This window comes from Flagellimonas myxillae (assembly GCF_023502235.1).
Classification (GTDB): Bacteria; Bacteroidota; Bacteroidia; order Flavobacteriales; family Flavobacteriaceae; genus Flagellimonas; species Flagellimonas myxillae.
The window spans coordinates 855628-872671 of record NZ_JAMFLY010000001.1; the positions used below are offsets into that span (position 1 = coordinate 855628).

Annotated in this window: 15 protein-coding genes; 8 read left to right on the top strand and 7 right to left on the bottom strand. The window is 43.4% G+C overall.

Annotated elements, in window-relative coordinates; genetic code table 11:
• The first annotated feature begins 2 nt into the window (after positions 1 to 2).
• Complete coding sequence (gene priA / locus M3P07_RS03920; protein ID WP_249968590.1) at positions 3 to 2459, top strand: replication restart helicase PriA; 2457 nt, start codon at positions 3 to 5, stop codon at positions 2457 to 2459.
• Between the two features lie 5 nt (positions 2460 to 2464).
• Here the strand turns inward: priA and M3P07_RS03925 are convergent, their stop codons facing one another.
• Positions 2465 to 3157, bottom strand: coding sequence for a LytR/AlgR family response regulator transcription factor (locus M3P07_RS03925; protein ID WP_073176311.1), 693 nt, complete (start codon positions 3155 to 3157; stop codon positions 2465 to 2467).
• 236 nt (positions 3158 to 3393) lie between these two features.
• Between M3P07_RS03925 and rpsF the strand changes: the two genes are divergently transcribed.
• The 6 genes from rpsF (at position 3394) to hisS (ending at position 9977) form a co-directional block, all read left to right on the top strand.
• Positions 3394 to 3732, top strand: coding sequence for a 30S ribosomal protein S6 (rpsF, locus tag M3P07_RS03930; RefSeq protein WP_249968591.1), 339 nt, complete (start codon positions 3394 to 3396; stop codon positions 3730 to 3732).
• A gap of 3 nt (positions 3733 to 3735) precedes the next feature.
• Positions 3736 to 4032 carry a 30S ribosomal protein S18 gene (rpsR, locus tag M3P07_RS03935; RefSeq protein ID WP_055392375.1) on the top strand — a complete coding sequence of 99 codons (297 nt, stop codon included), beginning with the start codon at positions 3736 to 3738 and terminating at the stop codon, positions 4030 to 4032.
• 13 nt (positions 4033 to 4045) lie between these two features.
• Complete coding sequence (gene rplI / locus M3P07_RS03940; RefSeq protein ID WP_249968592.1) at positions 4046 to 4498, top strand: 50S ribosomal protein L9; 453 nt, start codon at positions 4046 to 4048, stop codon at positions 4496 to 4498.
• Positions 4499 to 4591: 93 nt separating this feature from the next.
• Positions 4592 to 7729 (top strand): TonB-dependent receptor, encoded by a 3138-nt coding sequence (locus tag M3P07_RS03945; RefSeq protein WP_249968593.1) that lies wholly within the window; start codon positions 4592 to 4594, stop codon positions 7727 to 7729.
• A gap of 81 nt (positions 7730 to 7810) precedes the next feature.
• Complete coding sequence (locus tag M3P07_RS03950; protein WP_249968594.1) at positions 7811 to 8281, top strand: DUF6495 family protein; 471 nt, start codon at positions 7811 to 7813, stop codon at positions 8279 to 8281.
• Between the two features lie 319 nt (positions 8282 to 8600).
• A complete protein-coding gene (gene hisS / locus M3P07_RS03955) occupies positions 8601 to 9977 on the top strand; it encodes a histidine--tRNA ligase (RefSeq protein WP_249968595.1) in 1377 nt (458 codons plus the stop codon).
• Here the strand turns inward: hisS and M3P07_RS03960 are convergent.
• Together M3P07_RS03960 and M3P07_RS03965 are read right to left on the bottom strand one after the other, a co-directional pair.
• Positions 9972 to 10517, bottom strand: coding sequence for an NUDIX hydrolase (locus M3P07_RS03960; RefSeq protein WP_249968596.1), 546 nt, complete (start codon positions 10515 to 10517; stop codon positions 9972 to 9974). The genes hisS and M3P07_RS03960 overlap by 6 nt on opposite strands.
• 44 nt (positions 10518 to 10561) lie before the next feature.
• Positions 10562 to 11650, bottom strand: a complete 1089-nt coding sequence (locus M3P07_RS03965) for a M42 family metallopeptidase (RefSeq protein WP_249968597.1) — start codon at positions 11648 to 11650, stop codon at positions 10562 to 10564.
• A 102-nt stretch (positions 11651 to 11752) separates the two neighbouring features.
• On the opposite strand from M3P07_RS03965, the gene M3P07_RS03970 reads away from it, so the two are divergent.
• Positions 11753 to 12433, top strand: coding sequence for a DUF4294 domain-containing protein (locus tag M3P07_RS03970; RefSeq protein ID WP_249968598.1), 681 nt, complete (start codon positions 11753 to 11755; stop codon positions 12431 to 12433).
• Here M3P07_RS03970 and M3P07_RS03975 read toward each other — a convergent pair.
• From M3P07_RS03975 to M3P07_RS03990, 4 genes are all read right to left on the bottom strand, one after another.
• A complete protein-coding gene (locus M3P07_RS03975) occupies positions 12430 to 12663 on the bottom strand; it encodes a DUF6095 family protein (RefSeq protein WP_249968599.1) in 234 nt (77 codons plus the stop codon). The two genes, M3P07_RS03970 and M3P07_RS03975, sit on opposite strands and share 4 nt — an antisense overlap.
• Positions 12664 to 12785: 122 nt before the next feature.
• Complete coding sequence (locus tag M3P07_RS03980; protein WP_249968600.1) at positions 12786 to 13676, bottom strand: DUF4249 family protein; 891 nt, start codon at positions 13674 to 13676, stop codon at positions 12786 to 12788.
• A gap of 43 nt (positions 13677 to 13719) precedes the next feature.
• Complete coding sequence (locus M3P07_RS03985; RefSeq protein ID WP_249968601.1) at positions 13720 to 14619, bottom strand: DUF4249 family protein; 900 nt, start codon at positions 14617 to 14619, stop codon at positions 13720 to 13722.
• A gap of 1 nt (position 14620) precedes the next feature.
• Positions 14621 to 17020: a TonB-dependent receptor gene (locus M3P07_RS03990; RefSeq protein ID WP_249968602.1), complete on the bottom strand. Its 2400-nt coding sequence runs from the start codon at positions 17018 to 17020 to the stop codon at positions 14621 to 14623.
• Positions 17021 to 17044: the final 24 nt, after the last annotated feature.

A 17044-nucleotide genomic window follows, 5' to 3' on the forward strand; every position in this document is an offset into this window, starting at 1 on the left:
GTATGCAGTATTTTTTGGATGTTGTTCTTCCCATTCCTTTGGAAAGACTTTTTACCTACAAAATTACTTCGGAAGAGGCTACTTTCCTGAAACCCGGAATGCGGGTGGCCGTTCCCTTTGGAAAATCCAAGATTTATACAGCATTGGCCTATGCCTTGCACCAAGAAGCCCCAACGGCCTATGAGGCCAAGGAAATTTATCAAATTCTGGACGAAACCCCCTTGGTAAATCCCTATCAACTTCAGCATTGGCAATGGATAGCCAAATACTATATGTGCACTTTGGGCGAAGTAATGCGAAGCGCCTTGCCCAGTGCTTTTTTATTGGAAAGTGAAACCCTGATCTTACCCAATAAGGAAGCAGAGGTGGATGAAATGGGATTAAAGGATGATGAGTTTCTTGTTTTCGAGGCCCTACGGTATCAATCAGCATTGAAGATTGGGGAGGTCAGTAGCATTGTGGACAAAAAGAACGTGTTGCCCTTGGTAAACCGACTGGTGCAAAAGGGAGTGGTGCTGCAAAAAGAAGAACTGTACGAACAGTACAAACCTAAGCTGGTCCGTTATGTAAAATTGGGAGGGGCATATGAGGCGGAGGATGCGTTGGAAGCATTGCTGCAGGATTTGACCAGGGCTCCCAAACAAAGTCAGGTGGTGCTTTCCCTTTTTCAGTTGCAGGCCGCGCATAAGAAACCCATACGCGTAACCGACTTGGAGCGGGAAAGCGGAGGATCTCGAGCCGTGATCAAGGCACTAATAGATAAAGGGATACTGAAAGAATATTTTATTAGAACGGATAGGGTGGAGCAGGAGGCAGAATCGGCTTCTGTTGCCAATATTACCTTGAATTCGTATCAGCAAGATGCCCTCCAGGCCATCCAGTCTGGATTTTCGGAAGCAAAACCGGTATTGTTGCATGGGGTTACTTCTGCTGGTAAGACTGAGGTCTATTTCAAGTTGATCCAGGATTTTTTGGAAAACGGAAAGCAGGTTCTTTATCTCCTTCCGGAAATTGCCCTAACGTCCCAACTTATAAATAGGCTTCGTCATTATTTTGGGTCAAAGGTTTCCGTATACCATTCCAAATTCAGCATTCATGAACGGGTGGAGGTGTGGAACAACGTTCAGAAAACTGAAGATAAGGCTCAAATAGTAATTGGCGCACGCTCGTCCCTGTTCTTGCCTTATTCCAACCTGGGATTGGTTGTGGTGGACGAGGAGCACGAGAGTTCCTTTAAACAGTTTGACCCAGCACCGAGGTATCACGCCCGTGATGCCGCCATTGTGCTGTCCAATCTACATGGGGCAAATTGCCTATTGGGTTCCGCTACCCCAAGTATTGAAAGTATGGACAATGCTCAAAAAGGAAAATTTGGATATGCTTCAATTCCATATAGATATGGCAATGTGCTAATGCCTGAAATTAATTTGGTGGATATTAAAGAGGCCACTAGGAAGAAGCGGATGAAGGGGCATTTTTCAGAAACGCTGTACAATGCGATAGCGGAAGCTTTGGAAGAAGGGGAACAAGTGATTTTGTTTCAAAACCGACGAGGCTTTGCACCCATTGTGGAATGCACCACCTGTGGACATGCAGCCCAATGCCCCAATTGCGATGTAAGCTTAACATACCATCAGCATAGAAATCAGCTGCGCTGCCATTATTGCGGATATCATATGGCCTTACAACAGGCGTGTTTGGCCTGTGGAAGTCATACCTTGGACAAAAAGGGATTTGGAACGGAACAGATACAAGAGGAGTTGAAGGAATTATTTCCCGAGGCCAAAGTGGGAAGAATGGATTTGGATACCACGCGGGGAAAATACGCCTATGAAAAAATTATCACGGCTTTTGAGCAACAAGATATGGACATCCTGGTCGGGACCCAAATGGTCACCAAGGGATTGGACTTTAGAAATGTGAGCTTGGTGGGTATCATGAATGCCGACACCTTATTGAACTTCCCTGACTATAGGGCGCACGAAAGAAGCTTTCAATTATTGACCCAAGTAGCGGGTAGGGCAGGAAGGACCAAAAAACGGGGCAAGGTTTTGATCCAGAGCTATAATCCCTACCACCAAATTTTGCAGCAGGTCACTACCAACGATTACGATAAAATGTTTGCGGAGCAATACTACGAACGGGAGCAATTTAAATATCCTCCCATTGTTCGTATCATAAAAATTACCCTCAAGGATAAGGATTATAACAAACTCAATGAAGCTGCGGAATGGTTTGCCGGTTCATTACGAAATGTTCTGGGTCAACAAGTTTTGGGGCCGGAGTATCCTCCTGTGGCTCGAATCCGTCGGGATTACCTAAAAAATATTTTGGTGAAGATGCCGAGGAATTTGTCAATCTCCCAAACAAAAAATAGCATTAAAAGAATTGAAAAATCTTTTAATGCTATTTCTAAGTATAAAAGTGTGAGACTGGTCTACAACGTGGACCACATTTAACTTTTCTATACGTTGGCCAGCGCTTCGGCCAGCTCGGTCTTTTTATTTCTGCTCAACGGTATCTGTCTTCCCCCTACTTCTACATTCTTACTGTTGAACTTTTCAATCTTTTCTAGATTGACAATATATGATTTATGGATTCTAAGGAACTTTTCCGCAGGAAGTTGCTTTTCAAAAGCCTTCATGGTGGAAAGGATTACAATATTGGCCTCGTCAGTGACCAATTTAATGTAATCTCCAAGTGCTTCGATCCATTTAATATCGTTTAGGATAACCTTACGCTTTTTAAGGTTACTTTTTACAAAGATGTGTTCCTCATCCTCATCAACACGGTTCATTTGCTCGTATTTGGCCACCGCTCTTTTTACGGAGGATTCAAATCGGGCCAGGGTGATGGGTTTATGAAGGTAATCGGTTACATCATAATCGAATGCTTTAAGGGCATAATCAGGTTTTCCGGTAATCAAAATAACCTGTGGTGGGTTCTCTAGGGCCTCTAAAAGGTCAAACCCACTAATGATTGGCATTTCTACATCTAGGAAGATAAGATCAATGTCGTGGTTCTTCAACCCATTTTTGGCTTCAATAGCATTGCTATATTCGGCTACAAGGGCAAGATGTGGGTGATTGTTGACCAATTTTGCAACGGCCATCCGCTGCATGGAGGAGTCGTCTACAATTATACTTTTTAATTTCATAGAATGGGGTGATTTGTAGGGTTTTAAATCATCGGCAAATTACACAAAAAGGACGTTTAACTGCAACAAAAGATGTAAACATGGTCTATTTTGTTGTGTATATTACCATATACGTTACGAAGGTTTAGTTGGTTCTTTATTGTTAATAACTCTTGACCCTTAAACGAAGAAATTTACCTTTTCTTGCGGAGGTGATCAATTATTGCTACTTTTGCGCTCCTTTAAAATAATAATATATGAACCATTACGAAACTGTTTTCATTTTGAATCCCGTTCTATCTGAGACCCAGATAGAGGAAACAGTCAAGAAATTCGAGGATTTCTTGATTAAGAATGGTGGCAAAATGGTCTCCAAGGAAAACTGGGGACTAAAGAAATTGGCCTATCCCATTCAGCACAAAAAAAGTGGCTTTTACCACTTGTTTGAATTTACCGTTCCTGGTGAAGCAATCGCTCCCTACGAATTGGAATTTAGAAGAGATGAACGTGTCATGCGTTTTTTGACCGTTAAATTGGACAAGCATGCAATTGCTTGGGCAGAAAAAAGAAGAACCAAATTAAAAGCAAACGCATAGGGTATGGCATCTATAGAACAACAAGCAAAGTCTAAAAAAGATGGGGAAATCAGGTATTTGACCCCATTGAACATTGAGACCAACAAGCAAAAGAAATACTGTAGGTTCAAAAAGTCCGGTATCAAGTATATCGATTACAAAGACCCGGATTTCTTGATGAAACTGGTAAACGAGCAAGGAAAATTGCTTCCGAGAAGACTTACTGGAACTTCTCTAAAGTACCAAAGAAAAGTGGCACAGGCCGTAAAAAGAGCCCGTCACCTAGCCTTAATGCCGTACGTTGGCGATATGTTGAAATAAAAAATACTGAAGAATGGAACTTATTCTAAAAGAAGATATACAGGATTTGGGTTTTAAGGACGATATCGTTACGGTAAAGAACGGTTACGGACGAAATTACCTTATTCCCCAAGGATTGGCTGCGTTGGCTACTCCTTCTGCCAAAAAAGTTTTGGCCGAAAACCTTAAGCAACGTGCCCATAAAGAAAAGAAAGTCATTGATGAAGCCAATAAATTGGCCGAGGCACTAAAACAATTGGAAATCCGTATTCCTGCCAAGGTTGGAGCGGGCGACAAATTGTTCGGTTCCGTGAGCAATATTGATTTGGCAGCTGCTTTGGATAAATCAGGTCATCAAATTGAAAGAAAGTTTATCAATATCAATGGTGGAACCATCAAGCGTGTTGGCCCGTACAACGCCAAGATTAGGTTGCACAGGGAAGTCATCGTCGATTTTCCTTTTGAAGTGATTGCTGAGGCTAAGTAGCCTACAAAACTTTCGGCAAATAATTTAAGAAGAGCTATGCATGCATAGCTCTTTTTTTTTGCTATGTTTGTAGCTACTCAAAACTAACTCTATATGAAGAAAATTCTGCCCATTTGGATACTGTTTCTAATGGTATTCACCTCGGCTTTCGCACAAGTCACCACGTCCAACATCAGAGGTACTGTTGTTGATGACCAGAACGCTCCCCTTTTAGGAGCCAACGTAGTAGCGGTACACACGCCAACAGGAACGCGCTACGGTGCCATTACCAACGAAGAAGGTCGGTACAACCTGCTCAACCTTAGGGTGGGTGGACCTTACGAAGTAACCATTTCTTACGTTGGATTTGCCAGCAATGTGAAAAACGACATTTTCCTATCCTTAGGTAAGACCTTTAACCATAATGTGGCCTTGATATCTGACAGTCAGGCCTTGGATGAAGTCGTTGTTGTGTCCGACCAAACCGGAACTTTTGGTAGCGATAGAACAGGTGCTGAAACCAGTGTAGGTAGAAGGGAATTGACCAGATTGCCCACAATTTCAAGATCTACCAACGATTTTACCCGTTTGGAGCCCACTGCCAGTGCAGGCTCTTTTGGGGGTAGGAACGACCAGTTCAACAATTTTTCATTGGATGGAGCAATTTTCAACAATCCATTTGGACTGGATGCCGCCCAACCTGGTGGTCAAACAGATGCCAACCCGATTTCCATTGATGCTATTGACCAAATCCAAGTAACGACTGCACCTTACGATGTGACCCAATCCGGTTTCACGGGGGCATCCGTTAACGCGGTGACCAAAAGTGGTACCAACGAATTTTACGGCACGGTCTATGGATTTTACAGAAATGAAAGTTTAACGGGTGGAAAAGTAGCTGGGGATGATGTTTTTAAGGCCGATTTGAGCCAATCCCAGTACGGTATCAGTATTGGTGGGCCCATTGTTAAGAACAAGGTATTCTTCTTTGCTAACTTTGAGAAGGACGACCGTACCGATTTGGGGTCCAATGGTTTTGTTCCCAACAGAGGCGGCGGTGGCATAAACGAATCTAGGGTTTTGGCATCCGATTTTGAGTTGGTATCCAATATCCTAAGCCAAGTTTCCATCGGAAATGGGGAATTCTATAACCCTGGACGATATGAGGGATTCAATTTCGACCAAGAATCCACCAAAGGGATCTTCAAATTGGATTGGAACATTAATGACAATAACCGATTGGCTGTCATTTACAATTTCTTGAACGCTTCCAAGGAAAAACCGGCGCACCCGACGGCTTTGGGTTTTAGGGGGCCAAACCTGTCCACCTTGCAATTTGAAAATGCCGGATATGAGATCAACAATAAAATTCAATCCGTGCAAATCGAATTGAACTCTACCCTTTCGGACGAAGCTATCAATAAGCTGCAAGTAGGGTACACCCATTTTGATGATTTCAGGAACCCGAAATCAACTCCAGCTCCGACCATTACCTTATTGGATGAAAACGGAGCTTCGAACTACATCATTGCAGGTCATGAACCTTTCTCCATCAACAATCGTTTGGATCAAAAGGTGTTCCAGCTGACTAACAATTTAAATTTCTTTAAAGGAGATCATACGTTCACGGTTGGGTTCTCTTTTGAAAAGTTCCAATTTGACAACTCCTTTAATCTTGGGGTATATGGAGCCCAGGGTGTATTCTTCCCTACTGGTTCCATCGCAGATTTCAGGGGATTGGATGCTGCAGGCGAAGCCGCTTTGGTAGGCGTTTATCAGGGTCAGTTTAATGCAGCTATCGCAGCCAACAATGCCTTAAATGCTGCAGGTGAAGGAAATGCCGGAGGCTGGGCTTTGGCCGAGACCAATGTGGGTCAAATGGCATTTTATGTACAAGATGAATGGAACGCTACCGAAAACTTTAAGCTTACTTACGGTCTACGTGTGGATAAACCGCTTTACTTTGATTCAGCGGATAAAGCCCAAGATGTTATAGAGCGTGCACCGGCAGTGGTTCCTGGCATACCTTATGTAAACCCAAATAATGGTGAAACGGTATTCATAGATAACACCAATTTACCCACTAATGATTGGTTGATTTCACCCCGAGTTGGATTCAATTGGGATGTGAATAACGATGGAAATTTGCAAATCAGGGGTGGTTCCGGAATATTTACGGGTCGCTTTCCATTTGTATGGTTGGGCAACCAGATAGCCAACCCCAATGTATTTTTCCTAACTGCGGTTGACCCCGATTTCCAATGGCCACAAGTCTTTAGAACCAGTTTGGGCGCAGACAAGCGCCTGGAAAATGGTTGGATTTTGACTGCTGATTTGTCTTACTCCAAGGATATCAACGGACCCCACGTTCAGAACTGGGGGCTTACCTCTCCTTCTGAGTCTTTGCAAGGGGTGGATAACAGACCGGTATATGCCGCGACGGATTTGATCAACAATGCCTATGTGTTCTCCAATTCAGATGAGGGAAGAATTTGGAATGCAGTTTTGAAGGGACAAAAAACATGGGACAATGGGCTTTATGCCAGCTTGGCGTATAGCTACTTGAATTCAAAGGATGTAAATTCCATTGAAGCTGAGATCACCAGTGATGCCTTTGCGGCCAATGCCATTGTAAGTGATGCCAATGCGGACGTATTGTCTTACTCCAGATATGGGGATACCCACCGTTTTGTGGGGGTTATTTCCAAGGCATTCAAAACAGGAACTACCATTTCCACATTTTTTGAATATGCCCAAGGTGGTCGTTTCAATTATATCTATGGTGGGGATATCAATAGGGATGGATCAAGCATAAACGATTTGTTGTACATCCCAACCTCTTCGGAAGTCAACCAGATGAACTTTGCCGAAGCGGGCGATGCCGCCGCCTTTGAAGCTTTTATTCAGCAAGATGATTATTTGAGTGAAAACCGTGGTTCCTACGCGGAACGATACGGAGCCTTGGCTCCATGGAGAGGCCGTTGGGACTTGAAGGTGTTGCAGGATATCAAGATTGCCAATAAGAACACCATTCAATTGAGTTTGGATGTATTGAACGTCGGTAACCTGATCAGTTCGGATTGGGGTGTAGTTGAAATTCCGACCAACCAGCAGGTATTGGGGGTAACCATTGATGACAACAATAATCCAACGTACAGTTTTGATGAGAATTTGACGGAAACTTTTAGTTCAGATACCAGTTTGCTATCCAGATGGCAGGCCCAGTTTGGAGTACGGTACATCTTCAACTAAAAGAACATAATTTATAAGCTAAAAAGGCTGCGCAACTGCGTGGCCTTTTTTACTTTTGCAGAATTAAAGGAATCTGATTCAATGAAGTACGCAAGATTGACGCAACAACAATTGGAAGAGTTGCATCCTGAATTCATCAACTTTCTGGCTACCCAGTCCATCACCGCTGAAGAATGGGCGGGTATAAAAGAAGAAAAACCTGAAGTAGCAGAGGAAGAAATAGATGTTTTTAGCGATTTGGTTTGGGAAGGAGTGCTGTCCAAAGTGGAGTACCTTGAAAACATATCGGAAATGCATATGCACCTGTTCCATTTAACCGAAAAGGAGATGAAACTCTTTTCCGTAAAAGTGCTCAATCCTGAAATCGATTTGCGAACAGAGGAAGGATTCGGTTGGTTCAAGCGCAACTTCCAGTCCGATTTTGTGGAGTACCTAACTGCCTCCAAGGCGTATTCCGACGATAAGAACAAAGATAAGTTTGACTTGATCCAACAAGGTGCGGCCATAACCAAGGGAGAATTGTTCCAATGGTTTGAGCAGATTATGGAATAATGTTGGATGATTGATGTTCAATTCTTGACTTATAATGTTGAATGTTTGAGTTCTACCAACGAACTTCGCGCAAATTCGCGTAATTCGTGTCAAGCTCACAAAGATGATCTCGTTATTTGTTAAATGCTAGATGCTAGATGCTAGATGCTAGATGCTAGATGCCAGATGTACCATGCATAGTTTTCAGTTCTTAGTTTTTAATGTTGAATGTAGGCGTTCAATAACAGCGGTTTTAGGTGCAATTCGTGAAATTCGTGTCGGACCCTAAAGCTATCAAACGAACAAAGCACTTATATTTGCACGAGAATTACCAGTTTTCATGCCACAAAAACCATCCATTCCCAAGGGAACGCGCGATTTTTCACCAGCTGAGGTTGCCAAGCGCAACTACATCATCCAAACCATCAAAAAGCACTTTGAGGTATATGGGTTCCAACCCATAGAAACCCCATCCTTTGAAAATTCCGAAACCTTGATGGGCAAATATGGCGACGAAGGAGACAGGCTTATTTTCAAGATTCTGAATTCCGGGGACTTTATTTCCAAAGTGGACGATGTTACCTATAGTTCCAAGAACTCAGCTTCGCTGACACCGAAAATCTCCGAGAAAGCACTTAGGTATGACCTTACGGTTCCTTTTGCCCGTTATGTGGTCATGCATCAAAATGAAATTGATTTCCCCTTTAAACGCTATCAAATCCAGCCTGTGTGGCGAGCGGATAGGCCACAGAAAGGACGTTTCCGTGAGTTTTATCAATGTGATGCCGATGTGGTAGGAGCAAAGTCTTTGCTTCAGGAGGTAGAATTTGTACAACTCTACGATGCGGTCTTTACCGATTTGGGCCTAAAAGGGTCCACAATCAAAATCAACAATAGAAAAGTATTATCTGGAATTGCCGAGGTCATCGGAGCCAAGCATTTGCTCATTGATTTTACCGTTGCCTTGGATAAACTGGACAAAATAGGCGAGGAGGGCGTGAAAAAGGAGATGTTGGCAAAAGGAATTTCCGAAGGTGCTATTGCCAAAGCTGCGCCCTTATTTTCGATGCCGGGTTCCAATGCAGATCAGTTGGAGCAACTGAAGACCTTATTGGTACATTCCGATATAGGAATGGCGGGAATCGCCGAACTGGAGGGCATTGTCACCCAAATTAATGCACTTGGACTTCAATCCGCCCAGCTGCAATTGGACGTTACTCTGGCCCGTGGATTGAATTATTATACAGGAGCCATTTTTGAGGTCAGTGCGCCAGCCGGAGTTCAAATGGGTTCTATCGGCGGTGGTGGACGATATGATGACCTCACAGGGATTTTCGGTTTAAAAGATATTAGCGGAGTCGGTATTTCATTTGGTTTGGACCGGATTTATCTTGTTTTGGAAGAATTAGGACTTTTTCCTGAAAGTCTTGACAGGACCATTGATGTTTTGTGCATCAATTTTGGAAACGAAGAAAGTTTGGCTTCCCTGCAATTGGTTGGGAAACTAAGGGGTCATGGAATTAAAGCCGAGGTGTATCCTTCCAGCGCTAAAATGCAGAAGCAAATGAAATACGCCAACAATAGAAACGTGCCCTTTGTGATACTCATTGGGAAACAAGAGTTGGACCAAGGTGATTTTGTGGTTAAAAACATGGCCAATGGGGAACAACAAACGTATGAGTTGTCAAGCCCAGAGGATTTTGTCCAAACCTTATAGTCTTTTTGAGATTTCTTCGATTACCGATTGGTAGTATGCGGTGTCGTGGGGCACAAAGCCATCCAATTGCCCCCTATTTAATCTGGATTCAAATTCGGTAATGGCAACAGTGTCAAGAGCTTCCACTTCACTTGCCTGTTTTGTGAGTTGCGACATGGGTACTTTTAACTCGGAAAGAAAGGTATGGTGCAGTTCGTGGTCTATCAAGGCTTCGGAATGCCGATGTAAGGACTTGAAGATTCCGATTTTTTCCAAATCAGTCAGCGCCAATGCTAGGCCTATCTCCTCGAGCACTTCTCTCATTGCGGCCTCCAGAATGTCCTCCCCAGCTCCTATGTGCCCAGCAACGGAAACATCCCAAAGGGATGGGAAAGTGTCTTTATTGGCGGCTCTTTTTTGAAACAATATTTGGCCATTGACAGTATAGAACCAAACATGAATGGTGGGGTGGAGCAGCCCATTGCGGTGCGCTTCGGATTTTAAACAAGTTCGCCCAGTAGGGTTTCCGTGTTCATCCAGAATGTCCACCAATTCATCCATGAATCACTGCTTAGTGTGATTACCGCGAAAGCGGGAATGTCAACTTAGTCAAAGTAACTAAAAGTCTCCCCTTCTTTGATGGTAAGGAGCGTCTCGTATATCAACTTGATTACGTTCTCCACATCATCCTTGTGCACCATTTCCACCGTGGTATGCATATAACGAAGAGGCAGGGAAATCAAGGCAGAAGCCACACCACCATTGCTATAGGCAAATGCATCGGTATCTGTTCCCGTATATCTCGAAGATGCCAATCTTTGGAAGGGTATTTTTTTGGCCTCGGCGGTTTCAATAATTCGCTCCCTTAATTTGTTCTGTACGGCAGGGGCGTATGAAATAACCGGTCCGGAACCTATGGCGGTTTCCCCTTCCTTTTTCTTGTCGATCATGGGTGTGGTGGTATCGTGACAAACATCCGTCACAATGGCCACATCGGGTTTGATGGTTTGGGTGATCATTTCGGCACCGCGAAGTCCAATCTCTTCTTGTACCGAGTTGGTGATGTACAATCCAAATGGGAGTTTTACCTTGTTTTCATGCAACAACCTGGCTACTTCTGCAATCATAAATCCACCTGCTCTGTTATCTATGGCCCGGCACACAAATTTATTTTTGTTGAGTACCTGGAACTCATCCGGATAAGTAATCACACAGCCTACATGAACCCCCATTTTTTCAACTTCCTCCTTGTCTTTTGCACCTATATCAATGCAGATGTTGTCCAGTTTGGGAGGTTCCTCTTTGGAACGGTTTCGGGTGTGGATGGCCGGCCATCCGAAAACGCCTTTCACAATCCCTTTTTTGGTATGGATATTCACCCACTTGGATGGCGCAATTTGATGGTCACTCCCCCCATTTCGGATAACATAGATCAGGCCATTGTCCGTGATGTAGTTCACATACCACGAAATCTCATCGGAATGCCCTTCAATGACCACTTTGTATTTGGCATCTGGATTGATTACTGCTACCGCGGTGCCGTAAGTATCCGTGATAAAATCGTCCACATACGGTTTAAGATAGTCCATCCAAATTTTTTGACCCTCCCATTCATATCCCGTTGGGGAGGCATTGTTTAGGTATTTTTCAAAGAATTTTAGCGATTTTGCAGTGATGATTTTTGATGCTGCCATGAAAGTGATTTAGTCCACAAACATAACAATATTCACTTTTATTTAATAGCCAATTCTTAGCTTTATCCTTAATTTTGGCAGGACTTTTGACTTATGATTAGAATGAGGCGTTTTTGTGCAAGTGTTGTTTTTCTACTGCTGTGTGCCCTTGGTTTTTCGCAAGAAACCCCAAAGGATTCCCTAAACGATTACTACGTACGGTTCGAAGGGGATTCCATTCTGTACAGTTCCATAGCCCTTGATGAGGTCTATCTTTTTGGTAATTTGGAGTTTGCCAATCGAAAGGAAAAGCTTCGGTACTATATCTTACGCAGAAAGACCTTAAAGGTCTATCCCTACGCAAAATTGGCTGCCGAGCGCTTGGTGGAATTGAACGATAGCCTGGCCAACATTAAAAAGAAAAGACATCGGAAGAAGTATACCAAAAAGGTTCAAAAGTATATTGAGGGAGAGTTTTCTACAGAGCTTAAAAAACTGACAAGGACCGAGGGGCAGATTTTGGTCAAGCTGATCTACAGGCAAACGGGTAAAACAGCATTCGATTTAGTGAAGGAACTCCGGAACGGATGGCGGGCCTTTTGGTACAACACCACGGCCAAAGCATTCAAAATCAGTATTAAGGAAGAATTTCATCCTGAGAAAATCCACGAGGACTATTTGATAGAGGATATTTTACAACGCGCCTTTGCGTCCAATAGACTGGAACGTCAAAAGTCGGTGCTGGACTACGATTATGCCCAACTCAGCAACAAATGGAAAAATAGCAAGGCAAATAAGGACTAGTCCTTTGTCTTCTTTCCAAAAAGCGCATCCATAAAAATCTTAATGGTATAGAACCCTAGCCCAATGGCTACAATGGCCAGTAACAATCCTACGACCAAAACTGGAATATAGGCCGGGTGCCCTTCATTTTTGAAGGCTTGATAGATGGTGAACGGAGCCAAAAACATTACAGCCACGGTATAGCCTATAAATTTTAGTCCCTTTCCCAAAAGCTTTTTGTCGGTGTGCATGGTAGCTAAAGTAGCAACTTTGGATTATACTCGGAGTATTTTATGGAAAAATAGCTTGCTAATTCGGTTAGGTTGTAACAACTAAAAAAGCGGTGATCAATCCCATTTGATTAAGGAAATAGTTACTGAATGGTAAGGGTTTGTTTGAACTCTTCCACCACGGCAAAATATCCCAAAGCGAATGATTCGGGGCGACCTACATTGTCAAAAATATTGATATTGTCCAGTCCGGTTATATCAAAAACATTACCTCTTACCGTTGCTGCTGGAGTCTCAAAAACACCACCATCATTTTGGGTTTGTTCGACTAATAGATCCATGTAATTATGAAACTCTTGGTCAGCACCCAGAACACTGATTTCAACCTCTTGGCCTACCTCCAAATCTTTCTGGTAGAAATAGGAAAATTCAAACTGTTGCCCATCTATGAATTGGTCGTCCAAGGCCAAAAACTCCCCAAAGCCAAAATCAAAGACGAAATAATTCTTCTCCTCGGGCACATCGGTTATGGTCAATTTTATTTCGGTGTCATCTTCATCAAATAGGGTTTCCGTCCCCAATTCAAGTTGATCAATGGGAACCGTTCGGGTGTAACTGCTTTGGGCCAAATATTTATTCCCTTTATGCTCTACTATCAGAAAGAACACGGTGTTTGGGGTTAGGAACCTCGTTTGTATACGCTCGTCCACATATACCGTATCGGGTTCGTAAACTCCACTTCCTGGAGTTAATTCCTTTAAGATTTTTGTGGATAAATTAAACAAATCGGGGGCATCCGGATTGGGTTCGCCAACCAAGATTACAGCACTTTCCAAGGTAGTGATTGTGGGTTCTTCAAAAAAACCATTGGTTTCGGTTACAGCAATCTTAATGGGTAAAAACTCCTGGCTGGGATCTACGCGAACAATACCATTAACAATGAGTCTAGACTCATTTTGGGGCAAATCCACATCCACAACGTCCTCACAGGCGCATACGAAAACAGCAATCAAGAGAAATGCAAACCTTCCCATCGGAATAAGAATGGTTTATGGGTTAAAAAACGAGCACACTTGATTATTCTATAATCAAGCTTTGCTTAAATTCATCCACCACGGCAAAGTAACCTAGTGGGAAAGCTTCGGGGCGATTAACATTGTCGAAAATTAGGGTATTATCAAGGCCCGTTACGTCAAAAATGTTGCCGCGCACCGTGGCAGCAGGAGTTTCAAAAACCCCACCATCATCCAAGGTCTGTTCCACCAACAGATCCATATAATTGAAAAATTGTTGGTCCGCTCCCATGATGCTGATTTCAACCTCCTCACCAGGTTCTAAATCCTTTTGGTAGAAATAGGAAAACTCGAATTGTTGGCCGTCTATAAATTGATCATCAAGGGCCAAAAATTCGCCAAAACCAAAATCAAATACGTAATAGTTTTCAACATCTTCGATATCCGTGATCGTGATTTTAACTTCCGTATCATCCTCGTCAAAAAGGGTTTCGTCTCCCTGTTCCAGATTATCCATGGGCACTACCGGCGAATATGGTGTTCTTGCCGCATAATCCCTTCCTTTATGCCCAATAAGCAAGATGAACACCGTATTTGGAACTACAAATTGGGTCCTAATCCGTTGGTCTGCATCAAATGTGGGGTCGGGCACGTAAATTCCGGAACCTGGGGCAGATTCAGCCAATGAGGAAGTCCCCATGTTGTTCAATAGTTCGGGAGCATCCGGATTGGGCTGCCCGTATATGATCAGGGCATTCTCCAATTCAGTAACCGGTGTTTCACCAAAAAAGTTATCAGTTTCGGAAACCCTTATTTCCACAGGAAGAAATTCCTGGTTACGGTCTACCCTTATCAGACCATTAACGATCAAGCGAGGTTCGGTAGTTGGCACTTCAACATCAATAACGTCTTCGCAGCCCGTTACCAACAGTAATAGTCCTATGGCAAATGTTAGATACCGCATATTAAAACTTGAAGTTATAGGTTATGGCCGGAATTATCCCAAATATCGAGGTCCGGATGGCCTCGTTTCTTCCCGTATCCTGATTCTGTCTAAAATTGATGGATGCCGCATTTTGACGGTTGTAGACATTGTAAATGCTAAAAACCCACTCAGACTCAAAGTCACGGTTTCTTTTCCGCTTGTTTTTAAGCGTGGCCGATATATCAAGTCTGTGATAATCGGGTAAGCGGGTTTGATTACGCAAACCAAAGAACGGGACTACCAATCCTTGGAATTCAAATTGCCCAACCGGATAATTGGTGGGTTGGCCCGTTTGAAAAACGAAATTGGCATTAAAATTCCATCGGTCACCCACATCATAGCTACCATAGAGGGCAAGATCATGGGTTTTATCAAAGGGGGTACTGTACCATTCCCCGAAATTAATTCCAGTCTCCAAATTGGAACGGCCATTGTCCACAACCGCTTCCCTTCCCGGAGTGCGCTGTTCTGAACGGGACAGGGTATAGGCCAGCCATCCGCGAAAGCGTCCTTCGTTTTTTCGAAGCAAAAGTTCGAGCCCATAAGCCCGGGCTTCTCCATTTAAAATCACCTGTTCTATGGCATTGTTGGCTATTAAATCCGCCCCATCAATGTAGTCGATTCGGTTTTGAATGTCCTTATAAAACCCTTCAAGTTCCAAGGTATAGGCGCCATTCTTAATGTTTCTGAAATAACCCAATGCATATTGATCCAGTAATTGTGGTTCCACAAAGGGGCCACTGGGGGTCCAAACATCCAGTGGAGTGGGGGAGCTGGTATTGGAAAGCAAATGGAGGTACTGGGCCAAACGGGTATAACTGGCCTTTATGGAGTTGTTTTCGTTCATGGCATAGGCCGCCGAGACCCTAGGTTCGAGGTTTGTAAATGATGACAGATTCTGGCCCCGTCCCGGGTTAATGGTATCTATGGGTTCCGCTTCACGGTATACAAGCTGGAAGGGGTCGAAAATTACAGGTTGGTTGTTCCTATAGACGAAAAGTTCATCTTGGCCCAATCGGTTAAAAAGGCTTACCCGCAGGCCATAGTTTACACTCAACTTGTCCGAAATCTTTTGTTCCACATCCACATAACCAGCCGTTTCATTGGCGTATTTTTTGGTCAGTTGCTCCTCAACAATTCCAGAATCGGGGCTGTTGGGAACAATCTTCCCGGGATTGAACACATAATAGATATTATTGATTCCGTAGTTGACTTGGAACTTATCGTTGATATAATGTTTGAGGTCGTACTTTAAGTTAAAATTCTGGATGCCGGAGTCCCATTCAAACCCTACAAAATCAAGCTCAAGTCCGTAGAAATAATCGGAATAGATAAGGGAAAGGTTGGAAAACAATTTATCCGAAAACAGATGGTTCCACCTAAAGTTGCCCACGGCATTTCCGTAGGTATTCACAAAACTGTCGTTGATGCTGAACAAATCCCTTCCAAAATAGCCGGAAAGATAAATGCTATTCCGTTCGTTTATTTTATGGTTGATTTTGGTGTTGAGGTCGTAGAAATACGCTTTGTTGTCCACGTCGAACAGAGGCAAGAGCAAATGGGCATAAGAGGCCCTACCACCAGCCAAGAAAGCAGTTCTGTCCTTAGTAATTGGGCCCTCTACCAATATTCTACTGGCAACCGCCCCGATTCCACCATGGACTTTTAGGTCCTTGCTATTTCCTTCCTTTTGAAAAATTTCGAGCACGGAGGAAACCCTGCCACCATATCTTGCGGGAATGCCTCCCTTAAACAACTTTACATCTTTTATTGCATCCGGATTGAACACAGAAAAGAAACCAAATAAATGGGATGAATTAAAGATGGTAGCCTCGTCTAAAAGGATTAGATTTTGGTCGGCAGCACCACCCCGTACATTAAAACCAGAGGAAGCTTCCCCTGCATTGGTAACCCCCGGTAGCAAAACCAACGACTTAATGACATCCGCCTCTCCCAAAACGACAGGGATTTGCTTTATGGTCTGCACCGCCAGGGTGTTAACGCTCATTTGGGGTTTTCGTATGTCCAAACGCTCAGCGTCATCGGTAACCACCACTTCTTCCAGTTCTTCCAAGCTCTCGTACATTTCAAAATCCCTTCGGATATTCGAGCGTAGGGTAATGGTCTGCTTTATGTCCTGAAAACCTAAGTAACTCACTACTACCTCATAATTGCCCGCGGGTAAGGTAATGGAATAGAATCCATATTCGTTGGTGGTGACCCCCGTCTTTAATTCTGGGAAGGCCACCGTAACACCAATCATTGTCTCGTTACTTTTTCCTTCGGAAATGGTACCGCTAAGGGTGTATTTTCGCTGGGCATGTAAAAAACATAAGGGTAGAATGAGCAGGGCAAGCAGTAGCAATCTTCTTTTTAGCATGCGTTTGAGTTTCTTAAATGTAGT

Excerpts from the sequence above, each read along its gene's own strand:
- priA (WP_249968590.1), top strand. The coding sequence starts at position 3 with ATGCAGTATTTTTTGGATGTTGTTCTTCCCATTCCTTTGGAAAGACTT.
- M3P07_RS03925 (WP_073176311.1), bottom strand. The coding sequence starts at position 3,157 with ATGAAATTAAAAAGTATAATTGTAGACGACTCCTCCATGCAGCGGATG.
- rpsF (WP_249968591.1), top strand. The coding sequence starts at position 3,394 with ATGAACCATTACGAAACTGTTTTCATTTTGAATCCCGTTCTATCTGAG.
- rpsR (WP_055392375.1), top strand. The coding sequence starts at position 3,736 with ATGGCATCTATAGAACAACAAGCAAAGTCTAAAAAAGATGGGGAAATC.
- rplI (WP_249968592.1), top strand. The coding sequence starts at position 4,046 with ATGGAACTTATTCTAAAAGAAGATATACAGGATTTGGGTTTTAAGGAC.
- M3P07_RS03945 (WP_249968593.1), top strand. The coding sequence starts at position 4,592 with ATGAAGAAAATTCTGCCCATTTGGATACTGTTTCTAATGGTATTCACC.
- M3P07_RS03950 (WP_249968594.1), top strand. The coding sequence starts at position 7,811 with ATGAAGTACGCAAGATTGACGCAACAACAATTGGAAGAGTTGCATCCT.
- hisS (WP_249968595.1), top strand. The coding sequence starts at position 8,601 with ATGCCACAAAAACCATCCATTCCCAAGGGAACGCGCGATTTTTCACCA.
- M3P07_RS03960 (WP_249968596.1), bottom strand. The coding sequence starts at position 10,517 with ATGGATGAATTGGTGGACATTCTGGATGAACACGGAAACCCTACTGGG.
- M3P07_RS03965 (WP_249968597.1), bottom strand. The coding sequence starts at position 11,650 with ATGGCAGCATCAAAAATCATCACTGCAAAATCGCTAAAATTCTTTGAA.
- M3P07_RS03970 (WP_249968598.1), top strand. The coding sequence starts at position 11,753 with ATGAGGCGTTTTTGTGCAAGTGTTGTTTTTCTACTGCTGTGTGCCCTT.
- M3P07_RS03975 (WP_249968599.1), bottom strand. The coding sequence starts at position 12,663 with ATGCACACCGACAAAAAGCTTTTGGGAAAGGGACTAAAATTTATAGGC.
- M3P07_RS03980 (WP_249968600.1), bottom strand. The coding sequence starts at position 13,676 with ATGGGAAGGTTTGCATTTCTCTTGATTGCTGTTTTCGTATGCGCCTGT.
- M3P07_RS03985 (WP_249968601.1), bottom strand. The coding sequence starts at position 14,619 with ATGCGGTATCTAACATTTGCCATAGGACTATTACTGTTGGTAACGGGC.
- M3P07_RS03990 (WP_249968602.1), bottom strand. The coding sequence starts at position 17,020 with ATGCTAAAAAGAAGATTGCTACTGCTTGCCCTGCTCATTCTACCCTTA.